14 protein-coding genes are annotated in these 15,176 nt (G+C 37.0%); 8 read left to right on the top strand and 6 right to left on the bottom strand.

Going from position 1 to position 15,176, the window contains the following annotated elements; genetic code table 11:
- The first annotated feature begins 152 nt into the window (after nt 1-152).
- The 8 genes from ACTYBU_RS05535 to ACTYBU_RS05500 all read left to right on the top strand — a co-directional run bounded on the left by ACTYBU_RS05535 (nt 153) and on the right by ACTYBU_RS05500 (nt 8,275).
- Nucleotides 153-824, top strand: a complete 672-nt coding sequence (locus tag ACTYBU_RS05535; protein WP_445487820.1) for a GntR family transcriptional regulator — start codon at nt 153-155, stop codon at nt 822-824.
- Entirely contained in the window at nt 814-2,031 is a 1,218-nt protein-coding gene (locus tag ACTYBU_RS05530; protein ID WP_445487818.1) for a trans-sulfuration enzyme family protein, read from the top strand. Before ACTYBU_RS05535 ends, ACTYBU_RS05530 begins: the two co-directional genes overlap by 11 nt.
- Before the next feature lie 144 nt (nt 2,032-2,175).
- Entirely contained in the window at nt 2,176-3,195 is a 1,020-nt protein-coding gene (locus ACTYBU_RS05525) for a methionine ABC transporter ATP-binding protein (RefSeq protein ID WP_445488139.1), read from the top strand.
- Nucleotides 3,192-3,851 carry a methionine ABC transporter permease gene (locus ACTYBU_RS05520; RefSeq protein WP_445487817.1) on the top strand — a complete coding sequence of 220 codons (660 nt, stop codon included), beginning with the start codon at nt 3,192-3,194 and terminating at the stop codon, nt 3,849-3,851. The genes ACTYBU_RS05525 and ACTYBU_RS05520 overlap by 4 nt, the downstream gene beginning before the upstream one ends.
- A 637-nt stretch (nt 3,852-4,488) precedes the next feature.
- Nucleotides 4,489-5,526, top strand: coding sequence for a uroporphyrinogen decarboxylase family protein (locus ACTYBU_RS05515; RefSeq protein ID WP_445487816.1), 1,038 nt, complete (start codon nt 4,489-4,491; stop codon nt 5,524-5,526).
- A 180-nt stretch (nt 5,527-5,706) separates the two neighbouring features.
- Nucleotides 5,707-6,525, top strand: a complete 819-nt coding sequence (locus ACTYBU_RS05510) for a MetQ/NlpA family ABC transporter substrate-binding protein (protein ID WP_445487814.1) — start codon at nt 5,707-5,709, stop codon at nt 6,523-6,525.
- 176 nt (nt 6,526-6,701) lie between these two features.
- Complete coding sequence (gene proC, locus ACTYBU_RS05505; protein WP_445487812.1) at nt 6,702-7,502, top strand: pyrroline-5-carboxylate reductase; 801 nt, start codon at nt 6,702-6,704, stop codon at nt 7,500-7,502.
- A gap of 2 nt (nt 7,503-7,504) precedes the next feature.
- The gene (locus tag ACTYBU_RS05500) at nt 7,505-8,275 is read left to right on the top strand and encodes a VOC family protein (protein ID WP_445487810.1); all 771 of its coding nucleotides are present in this window, start codon (nt 7,505-7,507) and stop codon (nt 8,273-8,275) included.
- Between the two features lie 110 nt (nt 8,276-8,385).
- Here ACTYBU_RS05500 and ACTYBU_RS05495 read toward each other — a convergent pair whose 3' ends face one another.
- From ACTYBU_RS05495 to ACTYBU_RS05470, 6 genes are all read right to left on the bottom strand, one after another.
- Complete coding sequence (locus ACTYBU_RS05495) at nt 8,386-9,498, bottom strand: GerAB/ArcD/ProY family transporter (protein ID WP_445487809.1); 1,113 nt, start codon at nt 9,496-9,498, stop codon at nt 8,386-8,388.
- Between the two features lie 57 nt (nt 9,499-9,555).
- A complete protein-coding gene (locus ACTYBU_RS05490) occupies nt 9,556-10,665 on the bottom strand; it encodes a GerAB/ArcD/ProY family transporter (protein WP_445487807.1) in 1,110 nt (369 codons plus the stop codon).
- A gap of 35 nt (nt 10,666-10,700) precedes the next feature.
- On the bottom strand, nt 10,701-10,925 hold the full coding sequence (locus ACTYBU_RS05485) for a hypothetical protein (RefSeq protein ID WP_445487806.1): 225 nt from the start codon (nt 10,923-10,925) through the stop codon (nt 10,701-10,703).
- Nucleotides 10,922-12,115, bottom strand: coding sequence for a Ger(x)C family spore germination protein (locus ACTYBU_RS05480; protein ID WP_445487804.1), 1,194 nt, complete (start codon nt 12,113-12,115; stop codon nt 10,922-10,924). The genes ACTYBU_RS05485 and ACTYBU_RS05480 overlap by 4 nt, the downstream gene beginning before the upstream one ends.
- A 62-nt stretch (nt 12,116-12,177) precedes the next feature.
- Nucleotides 12,178-13,725: a spore germination protein gene (locus ACTYBU_RS05475; protein ID WP_445487802.1), complete on the bottom strand. Its 1,548-nt coding sequence runs from the start codon at nt 13,723-13,725 to the stop codon at nt 12,178-12,180.
- A 202-nt stretch (nt 13,726-13,927) separates the two neighbouring features.
- Nucleotides 13,928-15,160: a Zn-dependent hydrolase gene (locus tag ACTYBU_RS05470; RefSeq protein ID WP_445487801.1), complete on the bottom strand. Its 1,233-nt coding sequence runs from the start codon at nt 15,158-15,160 to the stop codon at nt 13,928-13,930.
- Nucleotides 15,161-15,176: the final 16 nt, after the last annotated feature.

The following is a 15,176-nucleotide window of genomic DNA, read 5'->3' as shown; positions in this document are numbered from 1 at the left end:
TACAATTTTCTCTCCAAATAAGTTTTAAACGAATCACCCAAAATTACTCATCCTATTTTTTCCAAAAATAAAGATATTGATGGGGTGAACTGCTATTATTTACATTGTATACAATTATACATTTATTCTAGTATCATAATAAGGAGGCAATTATGAGCAGTGTACATAGCCGCCGATTAACAAAAGACCATGCTTATTCGGTGTTAAAACAAAAAATAATAGATGGCCGTTTGAAACCAGACGAAATCGTTCGTGAAGAGCAATTAGCTTCTATGTTGGAAATTAGCAGAACGCCTTTAAGGGAAGCCATTCAACGGCTGGAATTAGAAGATTTTCTTATAAGGCAGACAAATGGCCGTTTAAAGGTAGCATCCGTTAATAAAAAGGAAATGGAAGAAATATTTTTAATAAGAAGTATGTTGGAAGGTTCCATTGCCAAGAGTGCAGCATTGCTTGCATCAGATCAAGACATTATCAATTTAACGAATTTATTAAAAAAACTAAAAACCTCTTTCCAGCAGCGATCGAATCAAGAGTTTGTTTCCTATGGATTTGAATTTCATGACTATTTAGGAAAAATCAGCGGGCTTGCTACCTTTGAAAAAATTTTATACATGCTTAGAGACCACTCTCTTCGTTATTGCCGAATAGTTTCTGCCAATGGGGATTGGGATGCAAAAGCAGACGAAGAACACAGTTTAATCTTGCAGAAAATAATGGAAAGAAATCCAGAAGCCGCGGAAAAGGCAATGAAGGATCATATTTTAAGCAGCTTGGCAACGGCTATGGTACATATAGAAAGGATGGATATAGATGAGGCATAATAAATGGAGTATGGACACGAAAGTTATTCATGAAAACCAAATGCCGGATCAAGAAACAAGAGCCATTTCTTCCAGCATTACACCTGCAGTAGCATATGCTTTTCCAGATGTACAAACAGCCGCAGCCGTAGTAGCTGGTGAAGAAGAAGGCATTTTTTATGGCCGCTATGGGAATCCAACTTTAGGAAAATTGGAGAAAAAAATTGCCTCTTTAGAAGGAGGAGAAGATGCATTAGGTGTTGCAAGCGGTATGGCTGCAATTGCTACTGCTCTCCTTGCATTTGTGAAAAAAGATGATCATGTGCTTGTGACAAAAGATGTTTATGGAGGAACTTACAGCTTTTTAGCCTCCATTGCCATTCGTTATGGAATTCAATTCGATTATGTTGATTGTACTGACATGGCACTTATCAAAAAATCAATCAAAGGAAATACGAAAGCACTTTTTATCGAGACACCTTCTAATCCTTTATTAACGATTCTAGATATGAAGAAAATAGCTGAAGTTTGCAAATCCTTCCAAATTCCGCTTATTGTAGACAATACATTTATGACCCCTTACCTGCAAAAACCGTTGGAAGCCGGTGCAACGATTGTTGTCCATAGTGCAACAAAATATATAAATGGCCATGGAGATGTACTTGCTGGTTTTATTGTCGGCGACAAGGAGCCTATTCATTATATGAGAAAAACATTGATGGGCAATTTAGGCCAAAATTTAAATGCATTCGATTCCTATTTAATTTTAAGAGGATTAAAAACAATGGCGGTGCGAATGCATAGACATTGTGACAATGCAATGAAAGTTGCGGAATTTTTAGAATCGCATCCGTCCATTAAAAAAGTATATTATCCTGGACTTCCTTCCCATCCACAACATGTACTTGCTAAAAAGCAGATGACCTTAATGGGCGGAATCGTCTCCTTTGAAATAGATGGGGACTTCCAGACAGCGACCACTTTTATAAATTCACTGAAGCTAGCTTATATTTCTTTTAGCTTAGGAGATCCTGAAACGTTGGTTCAGCATCCTGCATCCATGACACATGCTTCTATCCCGACAAAAGAAAAAATCAAGTTCAATATATCCGATCAATTAATTCGCCTCTCATTAGGATTAGAGGATGCACAAGATATTATCGACGACATTGATCAGGCTTTATCGATGGTACCAGTCCCGGATAAAATAACAAATAGCAACAAATAGTACTATTTACCTATTTATTTCAAACCATTTGAGCGGTATTTTATTACCTATAGGATTAATGGGATTTTATTCATCTATGTTTATGAATTAACTCTGGAAGTCCACTATAGAGATGATTATACAAACAGGGGGAAAGATATGCCAATGATAGAGTTAAAAGATATCTATAAAACTTATCACCGAAAAGGCATTTCCAATGATGCATTAAAAGGAATTAATGTAACAGTGGAAAAAGGCGATATTTTCGGTGTAATTGGATATAGTGGTGCAGGAAAAAGCACATTGATACGCTTAGTAAACTTTTTAGAAAAACCAACAAAAGGGGAAGTTTTGATTAACGGAGAATCTCTTGCCAGCTATAGTGAAAAACAACTCCGAGCTACAAAAAAACAAATAGGCATGATCTTTCAGCACTTTAATTTATTAGAATCAAAAAAAGTCTTTGATAATGTTGCCATTCCCCTCGTGCTTCAAAGAAAAAAGAAACAGGAAATTAAAGAAAGAGTAGAAGAATTATTACAATTCGTCGGATTAAGTGATAAAGCAAACAGCTACCCAAGTGAATTATCAGGAGGTCAAAAACAGCGTGTCGGCATTGCGAGAGCTCTTGCATCCAACCCTTCTATTCTATTATGCGACGAAGCAACATCTGCATTGGATCCACAAACAACACAATCTATTCTGCAGCTGTTAAAAAAAATAAATGCAGAATACAACATTACGATTATGATTATTACACATGAAATGGCGGTCATTCAGGAAATATGCAATAAAGTGGCTGTTATGGAGCAAGGAAAAATAATTGAACAAGGTTCTGTTTTAGATGTGTTCGGCAAACCACAGCACCCTACTACACAAAACTTTGTTAAAACCGTCATTAATACAAGCATTCCAACTGCTGTGCAAAAGAAAGCAAAAGCGCTTCCTGGAAGCCGCTACAAATTGGAGTTTGTTGGAGAATCTGCATCCGAGCCAATTATTTATGAACTAATTCATCAATATAACATAAAGCTGAATATTCTTTTTGCAAATATGACAGAAATTCAGGGAACTGCTTTAGGGAATATGATTGTCCAGTTCAATGGGGAAGCTTCTGCCATATCAGATGCTCTTACTTATTTAAAAGCGCAGGATGTCATTATTGAGGAGGTAGAAGAAGTATGATCGGCACAACCATTACATCTGATCAATTTATTCAAGCAATTGTTGATACTCTATATATGGTCGGATTTTCACTTCTGATTGGAAGTTTGATAGGAATTCCACTTGGCATTTTTTTAGTGGTTACAAGAAGCGGCGGTGTATTGGAAAATAAGTTTTTATACAATCTGCTAAACCCAATTATCAATATTGTCCGCTCTCTGCCGTTTATCATTTTATTAGTTGCCATTATTCCCTTTACGCGATTTATTGTACAAACTTCCATCGGGACAGCAGCAGCTATTGTGCCACTTATCATTTATATAGCCCCATATATTGGGAGATTAGTAGAAAACTCCTTATTAGAGGTTAACCCTGGCATTTTAGAAGCGGCAGAATCAATGGGAGCAACTCCGTTTCAAGTTATCTGGCATTTCCTATTGCCAGAAGCCTTTGGATCATTGATTCTATCCTTAACGACAGCTACTGTCGGTTTAATTGGAGCAACCGCAATGGCAGGCACAGTTGGCGGGGGCGGTGTTGGAGACTTAGCCATCTCCTACGGATACCAGCGATTTGATACGGTTGTAATGATTTCTACCGTAATTGTCCTGATTCTTCTTGTTCAAGGGCTGCAGTCACTAGGAAACCTGCTTTCAAGGAAAGTAAGAAGAAACTAAGTAAAAAAAGCGCAAGCGCCTGCTCATCGACAGAATAAGCTGAGGTCCACAGGATGTGGATCACACAAACGAAGACATAAGGATGTGGCGTTCTTAATTTGTGTACCTTAAGTGAGATAAGGCGAACCTTCCATCAGGGGATGATCTTTCCCTGATGGTTAGTTGAGTCGATCAGGTTTTTACGGGCAGTTTTTTGTGTGCTATCCATTTTTCATGTACTATCTTACTGCTCGTTAAAACGTGATAAAGGAAACACGAAGAGCGCAAGCGTCGATTTGACTTATCGTAGACCAGGTGAGAAAAGCGTTGAAGTCGATAGGGCGCTGGAGCTAGACACTTGTCAGACTTCAGAAAACTTATACTTTCTTATCTTTTAAGAAAAAGGGAATTATTCCTCCTTCAGTGTGTCGACAAAAGGAATTGTCGACACACTGAAGGAGGAACCACTTTCCCTCTTTTGAAAGAAAGGCAAATGCGCCTTGCTTATTAAAAGGGCATCGACTGAGATCAAGGAGACATGAAGAGCCGAATGGCGAATTGATGTGGCTTATCGTAGGGAGAAGTCCTGAAGTACGATATACAATAGGCGCTGGAGCTAGATCATTTAGTAGACAATAAAAATACAGGAGGTAAAAAAATGGGCTCATGGACGAAAAAGGAAAGATTTGATGCTTTGTTAGCTGGTGAAAGAGCGGATCGTCCGATCGTAAGTGCTTGGAGGCATTTTATAGACAAAGAACAAAATGCAGAAGATTTAGCTGAAACAACGATTAATTTTACCAAAAAATTCGATTGGGATTGGGTGAAAATTAATCCGCGCGCCACTTATTTAGCAGAAATCTGGGGAAATTCCTATGATTTTCAAACGTATCAGACCGTTTTTCCAAAGCAGCTGACAACCGTTCTTCCAAATGCGGAGAATGCGTGGCAGATTGAAACGAAAAAAGCACTTGATTCTGCACCATTAGTGGAACAATTACAAGCAGCCAAAGCAATACGACAAGGCTTGCCTGATACTCCACTTACACAAACAATTTTTTCTCCTTTAACGGTTTTGCTTTTTATCGCCGGAAGATCTGCATACGTATATGAAACAGTATTTGGCATTAAAAATCCTGTCAGCTTAGAAAGCTTATTTACGGAAAATCGAGCAGCTGTTCACCATGCTTTACATTCGATTTCGTTGACAATCGCTGATTATGTGACAGAATTATATAAGATTGGGATTGATGGACTTTTTTACGCTACTACTGGTACAGCAAATCCGCATCTTTTTGATGAAGCAAGCTTTAATGAATTTTCTCGTCCTTATGATTCGATTGTTTTAGATGCAGCACAAGGAGGAAAAAGAATCCTTCATACTTGCGGATCCTATGCCCTTCCTGAAAGGTTTAATGATTATCCCATTGAAGGAATCAGCTGGGATACGAAGGCGGAAGGCAATCCTGGCTTAGATGCTGACTTAAAAGCAACGAAGGTTGGAGGGGTTGATCATCATCTATTTGCAGAAGATAATGTTAAAAACATCACAAAAGCAGCAGAAAAGGCATTGAAGCAAATGGAGAAGGAACCGTTTATTCTTGCACCAAACTGCGCAATCCCTCTTACCGTAAAAGATGAAGCATTACAAGCATTTTACGATTCTATATTAGAAAAGCGTAAGCACCCTTGCTAATCGACGGAAAGAGCTGGACTGAATCGAGTGAGATAAAGGAAACACGAAGAGCATAAGCGATTCGATGTTGACTTATCGTAGACGAGGTGAGGGAAGCTTTGAAGTCGATAGGGTGCTGGAGCTAGACAGTTATCTAACTTCAGGTACAATATTAACTATATTAGAAAAGGAGACAAACTAATGAAAAAAATATTATTTTTCGTACTTATTGGACTTATCTTTGTTTTAGGAGCTTGTGGAAATGACAAAAAAGCAGGCGCGGATAAAAAGGAAATCACGGTTGGATTTGGTGTTGGAACATATGAAGAACAATTCCGCAAAGGGATTCTGCCGATTTTAGAAGACAAAGGATATAAAGTTACTGTAAAAACATTTAGTCAAAACATGCAAGTAAACCCGGCAATGAAAGAAGGCTCCATTGATGCGAGCATTTTCCAAAGTACTGCCTACATGGAAGGAATCAACAAAGAACTAGATACGAATATGACTGGCATTACCTTTGTTCCAAGTGCACCTCAAGGATTATACTCGAAAAAACATACATCTCTTGATGAAGTAAAAGACGGATCAACTGTTGCTCTTCCTAATGATCCTGTTAACCAAGAACGCGCTGTCCGCATCTTAGAAGATCTTGGCTGGGTAAAAGTAGCAAAAGATGCTGGTACAACTGACTTTAACCTTAAGAGTGTAACTCCTGATAAATATAAAATCGATTTTAAAGTATTAGATCCTGCACAAATTTTAGTTTCTCTTCAAGATGTTGATTTTGGAGTGGTAAACGGAAACTATATTGCCAATGCTGGGAAAAAGATTACGGATGCACTTCAAATTGAAAACACGCCTAAACAGCACCGCATCATTGTTTCTATTAATGAAGCAGACAAAAATACACAATGGGCAAAAGATTTAAAAGCAGCATATGAATCAGATAAATTTAAATCATACATTGAATCACAAGGTAAATATGATGGATTTATTTTGTTAGACTCTTGGAAGTAATGACGATACGGAACGATACATCTATTTAACAATATTAGGCTGATCGACAATTCTAATTTTGCAAGAAGCAAAAACAAGGAATTGTCGCCAGCCTCTTCTAAGTGTATGCACCCAGATCATGGCGGATAAACAAAAACACTCCGCCAATATTCTATAATAAAAAGGACTGGTAATGTATGAACAATCTTCATTTTATCGGCGGAGGCCAAATGGCTGAAGCTATTATTCGCGCTTTATTAACGAATGAAGTATACATAAAAGAACAAATTAGTGTATATGATGTGAATGCTTCTCGGTGTGAACTTCTGCAAACAAAATATCATATTCATTCAACCACCTCTCCAACAGAAAAACTAGCTTCAGCAGATCTTATCGTCCTAGCTGTTCGTCCTCAAGATGATATCGAAACAATTTGCCAAACGATTAAAGAAGAATCTTCCAAAGAAGCAACAGTCGTGTCTATTGTGGCAGGAGTAACAATAAAGAAACTTGCTTCCTACCTTGACAGCAACCGTTCTATTATTCGAGTGATTCCAAACACATTAACAGATACAGGTTTAGGCTACAGCGGAGTAGCTCTAAATCAATTTGCAACAAAAGAACAAACCGCTTCCTTTTTAAACGGATTTGGAAAAGTAGAATATATTGATGAATCACTAATTGATATATTTACGGGATATGGTGTGGCAGGACCAAATTATGTCTACTATTTCATTGAATCGTTGGCTGATGCAGGAGTTTTAGCAGGACTGCCAAGAGAACAAGCATGGAAAATTGCATTAGAAAACACAGCTGGTGCTGTGGCAATGCTACAGCACACTCAATTACATCCACGACAATTGTTGGATATTAACAATTCTCCAGCTGGTGTTGGCATAAATGCACTATATGAACTAAATAACAGTGACTTTGCTGCTGGATTACAGCGAAGTGTACTAAAAGCAGTAAAAAGAACAACGGAATTAGGAGGAGAATAAGCATGACTAAAATACTGTGGGATCATGTAGTTCATTATGTAAACGACTTGGAAAAACAGATTGAAGTTTTTCAAAAAAATGGTCTAATTGCTTTTAAAGGCGGTTCTCATAAACAATGGGGAACATATAATGCCCTTAGTTATTTTGATTTAACCTATATTGAATTTTTAGGAATTGAAGATCGACAACTAGCTGCAACAATTAGTGATCCGAATGAAGTTGTCAAAGACTCTCTTACGATGCTGCCAGAACATGAAGCGCTTAGCCGTGTTGCTTTAAGAACCGATAATATTGAAGCAGTTGCAGCCAAGTTAGAAGCAGCAGGACTGGAAATCTCTCCAATAATGGCTGGAAAAAGATTAGACAGCAAGGGGCAATTAATCGAGTGGAAAATGATGACCATTGCTGGAAACTATCAAGGTCTTGTTTATCCATTTGTCATCCAATGGAAAGGAACAGATGATGAACGCCATCAAAACTTAACTAATACGAAGGTAATTCAATCACATCCAACAGGAAAAACCATTATCACAGAAGCAGTTTTCACGGTTAACAATCCGCTTGATGTGGCAAAACGCTGGGAATCCTTGTTTGATTTGTCTATCCAAACTACAACGGAAACTACCGCATCCCTATCTATAGGCGATAAAACTTTTACCTTTCAACAAGGACCAAACAATCAATTTACGGAATTGGTTTTTAAAACTGAAAGCCCCAATCTTCAAGAAAAAAAACTAATTATTGGTGAGGGAACCTATACATTTAAGCATTAAAAAAGACAAGTTTCACAAGTAGGCTGACAAAGAATTTTCCCTTCTAAAGTCAGCCTGTGTATCCCACTCTTAACGGGCATTAAGACCCCCACTGATGGAAAAGGTTCACTTTATTTATTTCCTTGTTTATCCTTCCCTTCTTTCGTCTTTTTTCCTCTCAACATGGCTATTAGGAACAACACCACTGGAATACCAACATATATTGACGTTTCCAAAATCGGCACTGTCTGTTCAATAAATCTCATTAAAATCGCCATATTGGGACTTACCCATATGGCTATCACAATAATAAAAAAACCATAAGGGAAAATTAAAGATTTGTAATTTTTTATTTCCAGCCATTGTGCTGTTCCTATAACAAGCACATTATAAAATAAAGAAATCTTAATAAAAACTCCTAATACCCATACAACAATTACAACCGACTCAAAACGTTCAAAAAAAGGAGGGATATAAATATAACGAAAAGCAGTAAATACCGGATATGTGTACGTACTTACCCCTTCTCCAAAAACAAGTAAACAGACAAGATTAATAAAAACCATACATACTAAGGTAAATAAAATGATTATATACCCTATCTTTCTTCCCTTTGTTTTATCTGTTATATAGGGAAGCAGCATTCCCATCATAAATATTTGATTAAACCAAAGGGCTGGCTGAATGGCCCCTTTTAATGGAGCTTTGAATCCATGCTCTAATATAGGAAACATATTATCCCACTTAAAATCAAAAATAAGCAATAGCAATAAAAATAGTGGGAGAATATAAATGGGAAAGAAGACTTGAGCTGCTCTTGCAATGGTTTCTAATCCGGCACGTACGGAAAAAGCACAAATAATGATCATACTTCCTATTACGACAAATAATGGAGTTAAGTGTAAAAAAGACAACATTAAAAAATCAGCATATTCTCTAACAATGATGCTCGTTACTAATAATATATACAGCAAAGAAATAAAACCAATGCATTTGGACAGGAAACCACCAACTATATGCCTACTATACTGAATGATCGTTTCGTTTGGATATTTTTTATGAAGCCGATTGATGATAAAAACAGTAAATATCCCACTCATTGCGGAGAAAAAAGGAGAAATCCACATATCTCGACCCGCATGATTAGCAGTAACTGCCGGGATGGAAAGAATCGCTGTTGATAAAATGGTCATTGTTAGTAGAAACATCATTTGAAAAGCGGATATTTTTATTTTTGTATTCATTCTTTTCCCCTCATTTTTTTATCCTGCAAACCATTGCTACTTTCATTATTTCGTTATTCACTTTTTATCCACTGTCCTTGTTAAAACTGACTTCTTTCTTCTAATTAATGCTACAAACAAAAGGAATAACGGAAGCATCATCATAGCGCTTGTAATATAAAATGGATCCGTTAGGGCAAATAGTTCATTAAGCTCCGCAGTGCTTGGAGCGACCCAGAAGCTCATTACTACAATAAACAACCCTAAAGGATAAACAATTGAGCGATAATTAGATAATTTCAGCATTTGTGCAGTACCTAAACAAAAAACATAATAAAAAACGGAAAGCTTAATAAATACACCTATTACCCAAACAACTACAAGGCATACATCCATATGTTCAAAAAATGGAGGAATACTTATATAACGAAATGCTGAAAAAATAGGGTAGTTATATTCAGAAGTAGATGATCCAAATAAAAATACACTTATTATATTTTCAAATGTAAGAAAAATAGTGATGATCATAATGCTGATAGCTCCCCATTTCAACCCTTTCTTTTGATCTGTTAAAAAAGGAAGCATCATGGATACTAAGGAAATTTCGCTAAACCATGCTTGAGGGAGTGATGCTCCAAGGAGTACAGGCTTTATCCCATTTTCCATAATTGGGAGCATATTTCCTAACCTCCATTCTGCTAAAAGCAAAAAAAGGAATAAAGGAGAAGCTAAAAACAAAGGGATTAATAATTGAGCGCATCTGCCAATAACCTCCAATCCACTTCTTACTGCAAAAGCACTTATTAAAACAAGGCTGCCAATCATAACATACATAGGTGTTGTCGGCAAAAAAGAATTAATAATAAAATCAGTATATTGCCTTGTTATAATTCCACAAGCATGAAATACAAAAAACAGATAAGCCAATCCAGCCACTTTCCCCAAAAAGGGTCCCATAATTTTTTCACTGTATTCAATAAGCGTTTCATTTGGAAAACGTTTATGTAGCGCATAAATAATGAACAATGTGGCAAATCCCATAATCGAACCTATAATTGGGGACATCCACATGTCTCTTCCTGCATAATTACCGGTAATGGCTGGAACAACTAGAATCGCAGTTGCAGTTATGGTCGGCTGCATCAACATAGCCATTTGAAGCGCAGAAATTTTCTGTTTTTCAAGCATTCACGCCTTCTCCTTTTTCATAAAAATCGTCATTTTTATTTCAGTATGCCGCTAAGCGGTTTAAACAGTGCATAAACAAATTGGGAAGGGCCAGGTATAGTTGGATAAAGCAGCAAGATAATAGCCAACATGCCACTAGAAGCAGTTAATACAATAAATGTCCACCTTTCCTTTTTTTCCGTTTTTTCTATTTTTGGCCATTCATAAAGAAAAATAAGGCTCAACAAACCGATAATTCCTATTATCGAAACCCACTTCATTTTTTCACCTCATCTTTCTTTAAACCTGCTGGCAGTGTTGTTAACCCAGATCGAAGTACATCTGTCTTAACATTTGTACTTACATTTACCTGAGGAAAAAATTCATTCCAATTTTTGCTTACCCTTCTCCATTCCTTTGGATACTTTTTATGAAAAGCATCTGCAAATCCAAACACATCGACTTGAGTATCATCCTGCATGGCATGAACAGCGTCTTCGATCGTCTGTTTTGTCTTTTTTTCTACTGCCTTTTCCAATTCCCCAACGATTTTAGGACTTATTGTATCTAGTTTTGTTTGATTTTGAATAACATCACATTTCATCAAAACGTCGATATGCATCGTCCATTTTCCTCTTTTAATAATAGGCTTTAACTTGGTTGATTGTTTTATTACGCGAACAGACACATAATTTTGCTTTTCTACAGGGACTGTTATAGCATTTACTTTTGTTTCATTACGAATCCATAAAAGCCCTCTCATTTGGTCATTATTAATAACTCCAGCCATTTTATCCTTATTAAATATAGCAGCGTCATAAATGGTAAGAAGATTTTTGGTATCTTGATCCCCCTTAACCATTCTAATAAGAGGCAGAACAATGGATTTTGTATCACTTGTCAGCATTTCCTCCACTTCTTTTACTGTTTTCTTGACAACAATTTTCTTTTCAATCATTTTCCGCATGCCTTCACCCACATATAATTCCAACCTAGGGGGTTCTGCTAGAATTTTTTTTGCATCACCTTCTGAAATATAAATATATCCTCGCTCCCGAGGTTGTGGGTAGCGTATAAGAAAATCAAGTTCTTTTCTAATGCCATTATCTTTAGCCAGCTGTTCTCCAATAATGAACATTTTGCAATGCCCCCAGAAAATATTTCTGGACAATTTCATCTCTAAACTGGACGTCGCATCGGCAATATTTTTTCCTTTTTCAGAACGTACAAAAACAACCTTGCCACCGCCTGACTGGCTTCCATCTTGACCGCCGCTGACAGCTCTTGGCACCAATATTTGCAGCGTTACTTCTATTTCTCCTTCTTCTGTTTTATCAATAGCTGTTCCTAACACAATTGCCATATCATACACTTCTCTTCTGTCCCAGCAGCCTGTTAAAAATACGCAGTTCACACAAATAAATAGGACCATGATAGTTTTTAATAATAGATGAAATATAGGCATATTCATATAAGTGATTCCTTTCCTATCATGTTATTTCAAGCAATTAAAACTGCTCTTATAAATCATTTTTAATTCTTATTAGGTTCAGGCTTTTGCCCTCCTGCCTGACGATATTTATTATAGTTGCCTGTTAAATGAGGACGGGTATTCATTTTCCACCACGGAGCCCGAATAATAGAGTCTTTTAATTCTTTTCCCTTTAATGGTGCAATTGGGGAAAGATAGGGTACTCCGAATGAACGAAGACTGCATAAATGGATAATAATCGAAATAATGCCAAGCATTATTCCAAGCAATCCTAATGTACTAGCAAGAAACATCATTGGAAAACGCAACATACGTAATGCAGTTCCTTGTGAAGTATACGGAACCATAAATGATGCAATCCCTGTAGTGGCAACAACAATTACCATGGGAGCAGATACAAGTCCTGCCTGTACCGCTGCTTGCCCTATAACAAGAGCACCAACAATGCTTACTGCGGAACCAATTTGTTTTGGCAGACGGACCCCTGCTTCTCTCAAAGCTTCAAATGCAATTTCCATGATAAGTGCTTCAATGAATGCTGGAAATGGAACAGACTCCCTAGCTGCTGCAATACTTATAAGCAAATTCGTCGGTATCATTTCCTGATGGTAGGTGACAACTGCAATATATAAAGAAGGAAATAATAAAGAAATAAACATAAAGATAAATCGCAATATTCGAATGGCTGTGCTTATAAGAAAACGCTGATAATAATCTTCTGATGACTGCAATAAACTGAAAAAGCTAACGGGAACAATAAGTACAAAAGGTGTTCCATCAACCAAAACAGCTACTCTCCCTTCCAACAAATGGGAAGCAACTACATCCGGGCGTTCCGTGTTAATAATTTGTGGAAAGGGAGAATAAGGATTATCTTCAATTAGTTCTTCTATATATCCACTTTCCAATACACTATCAAGGTCAATTTGATTCAGCCTGTTTCTCACTTCTTCTAAAAGACCTTCCTCAGCAAGTCCTTTGATATAGGTAATAGCAATGTTTGTATTCGTGTATTTTCCAATTGTCATGGATTCTGTTTTTAATAAAGGCGTTTTAATTTTACGGCGTATAAGGGAAAGGTTAATTGGCAAAGACTCGATAAATCCCTCTCTTGGACCTCTTACAACATTTTCACCTGCCGGTTCTTCAATCGGGCGATGTTCCCACTTCATTAATCCCAACGCATAAGCTTTTTCCACTGTATCTATTAATAAAACGCAGTTTCCGATTAAAATATTTTCTACACATGCCTGAATCGTTTTTATTTCCTGCTTTTTAGCTATGTGCAATTTTTCTTGAATGCTGTCCGCTATAGATTGCTGCATTGGCTCTTTTCTACTTAATAAAGGAGTTAAAACGTGTTCTTCCAATACCTGTGTATTCACTGCTCCATCAATATATATCAGCGTTGCTTTTATATCATTTGTCATAACAAATTTGTGGAAAACGATATCAAAACTTGTATCAAAGATGGACTGGAGATTTTTCAAATTGATATCAAGGTTCGCGGAAAGCACATCATTTTCTTTTACTTCATCTGGTGTTTGGCCACCCCGTCTTCTTGGAGATTTTCGAAACAAAAGATTCATCTCCCTTCTTTCAATATCATCTATTTAAGATGTTTTCTTTTTAGATGTGGTTAGTTTTTACAATAACTAGTTCGTCTTATGCACTAATTTTGGTTATTTGTTAAAAATCATGAAAAAAACACAAAAAATCCCTCCTGTCAAAACAGCTGTATAAACAACTGCTCTTTACAAGAGAGATTTCTCTTCGCATCCATTTGCGGGATTATTCTTTTTGCATCTCTATCACGGTTTCCAATAATACATTTACCCCTTTTTCACAATCTTCCCAGGTAGTTAACTCCTCTTCACAATGGCTTTTCCCCTTTATACTAGGCACAAAAATCATAGCCGTTGGACATATGCTCGCAATAAACTGTGCATCATGCCCTGCACCACTTGCCATCCGTTTATAGGAGTAGCCCAAAGAGGAGACAGATTTCTCCATGATGGCAAGGATTTCTTCATTAAACCACACCGTATTTCGATCCCATAATTTTTCTATATTTAATGTACATTCTTCCAGTTTAGAATAGGAATCAAGCTGAAGGATGATTTCCTCCACTTGTTTCATGATCGCTGGATCCTTATGCCTTGCTTCAATTGTAAAAACGACTTTATTTGGAATAACAGTATGAATATTTGGGCTTATATTCATTCGCCCCATTGTATACACTAGTTCTTTATCTAGATTGCCCAGTTTTTGGCGCAATTCGTAAATTACATTATTTGCAGCAAAAAGGGCATCCCTTCTCATATCCATAGGTGTTGTCCCAGCATGGTCTGATTCACCTGTAATCTCTAATTCATAACAAACCATTCCGACTACACATTCTACTACTCCTATTGTTAAGGACTCTCGTTCAAGAATAGGTCCCTGCTCTATATGTATTTCCAAAAATGCAGTTGCTTCTTTTAAGCGAGAGGATTCCTCTCCTGCATATCCACTGCTTTTTAAAGCAGCTTCAAATGTGATACCATTGATATCTTTTTTCTCAAGCATGGTTTGTTTATCAAATTTCCCTGAAAGAACCCCTGAAGCCATCATCGAAGGTTCAAACCTTGCTCCTTCTTCGTTTGTAAAATCAACAATGGTAAGGGGAATCGGAAGTCTCACTTTATTTTCTACAATGGTTCGGACAACCTCCAATCCAGCAGCAACCCCTAATACACCATCAAATCGTCCCCCTTTTTTTACCGTATCAAGATGAGAACCCATTACAATCGGAGCTTTATCTTCCGTACCTGCTAATGTAGCATACATATTTCCCATATCATCAACTTTTATCGTCATTCCTAATTCTTCACAGCATGAACGAAAATATTCTCTGACTTTTCGGTCTTCTTCTGATAAGGATAGGCGAGTAACCCCATTATTTTTTGTACGTCCAAAATCTGCAAATTTCTCGAGTGACTCTTTCAGTCTGTCCCCATTGATTAGTAGCTTTTGTCCCTCCATTAAAACATCTCTCCCA

Source organism: Niallia sp. 03133, assembly GCF_052663225.1.
This window is presented reverse-complemented; position numbering and strand designations above follow the sequence as displayed.

Excerpts from the sequence above, each read along its gene's own strand:
- ACTYBU_RS05520 (WP_445487817.1), top strand. The coding sequence starts at position 3,192 with ATGATCGGCACAACCATTACATCTGATCAATTTATTCAAGCAATTGTT.
- ACTYBU_RS05515 (WP_445487816.1), top strand. The coding sequence starts at position 4,489 with ATGGGCTCATGGACGAAAAAGGAAAGATTTGATGCTTTGTTAGCTGGT.
- ACTYBU_RS05510 (WP_445487814.1), top strand. The coding sequence starts at position 5,707 with ATGAAAAAAATATTATTTTTCGTACTTATTGGACTTATCTTTGTTTTA.
- ACTYBU_RS05495 (WP_445487809.1), bottom strand. The coding sequence starts at position 9,498 with ATGAATACAAAAATAAAAATATCCGCTTTTCAAATGATGTTTCTACTA.
- ACTYBU_RS05535 (WP_445487820.1), top strand. The coding sequence starts at position 153 with ATGAGCAGTGTACATAGCCGCCGATTAACAAAAGACCATGCTTATTCG.
- ACTYBU_RS05485 (WP_445487806.1), bottom strand. The coding sequence starts at position 10,925 with ATGAAGTGGGTTTCGATAATAGGAATTATCGGTTTGTTGAGCCTTATT.
- ACTYBU_RS05480 (WP_445487804.1), bottom strand. The coding sequence starts at position 12,115 with ATGAATATGCCTATATTTCATCTATTATTAAAAACTATCATGGTCCTA.
- ACTYBU_RS05490 (WP_445487807.1), bottom strand. The coding sequence starts at position 10,665 with ATGCTTGAAAAACAGAAAATTTCTGCGCTTCAAATGGCTATGTTGATG.
- ACTYBU_RS05475 (WP_445487802.1), bottom strand. The coding sequence starts at position 13,725 with ATGAATCTTTTGTTTCGAAAATCTCCAAGAAGACGGGGTGGCCAAACA.
- ACTYBU_RS05530 (WP_445487818.1), top strand. The coding sequence starts at position 814 with ATGAGGCATAATAAATGGAGTATGGACACGAAAGTTATTCATGAAAAC.
- ACTYBU_RS05525 (WP_445488139.1), top strand. The coding sequence starts at position 2,176 with ATGATAGAGTTAAAAGATATCTATAAAACTTATCACCGAAAAGGCATT.
- ACTYBU_RS05470 (WP_445487801.1), bottom strand. The coding sequence starts at position 15,160 with ATGGAGGGACAAAAGCTACTAATCAATGGGGACAGACTGAAAGAGTCA.
- proC (WP_445487812.1), top strand. The coding sequence starts at position 6,702 with ATGAACAATCTTCATTTTATCGGCGGAGGCCAAATGGCTGAAGCTATT.
- ACTYBU_RS05500 (WP_445487810.1), top strand. The coding sequence starts at position 7,505 with ATGACTAAAATACTGTGGGATCATGTAGTTCATTATGTAAACGACTTG.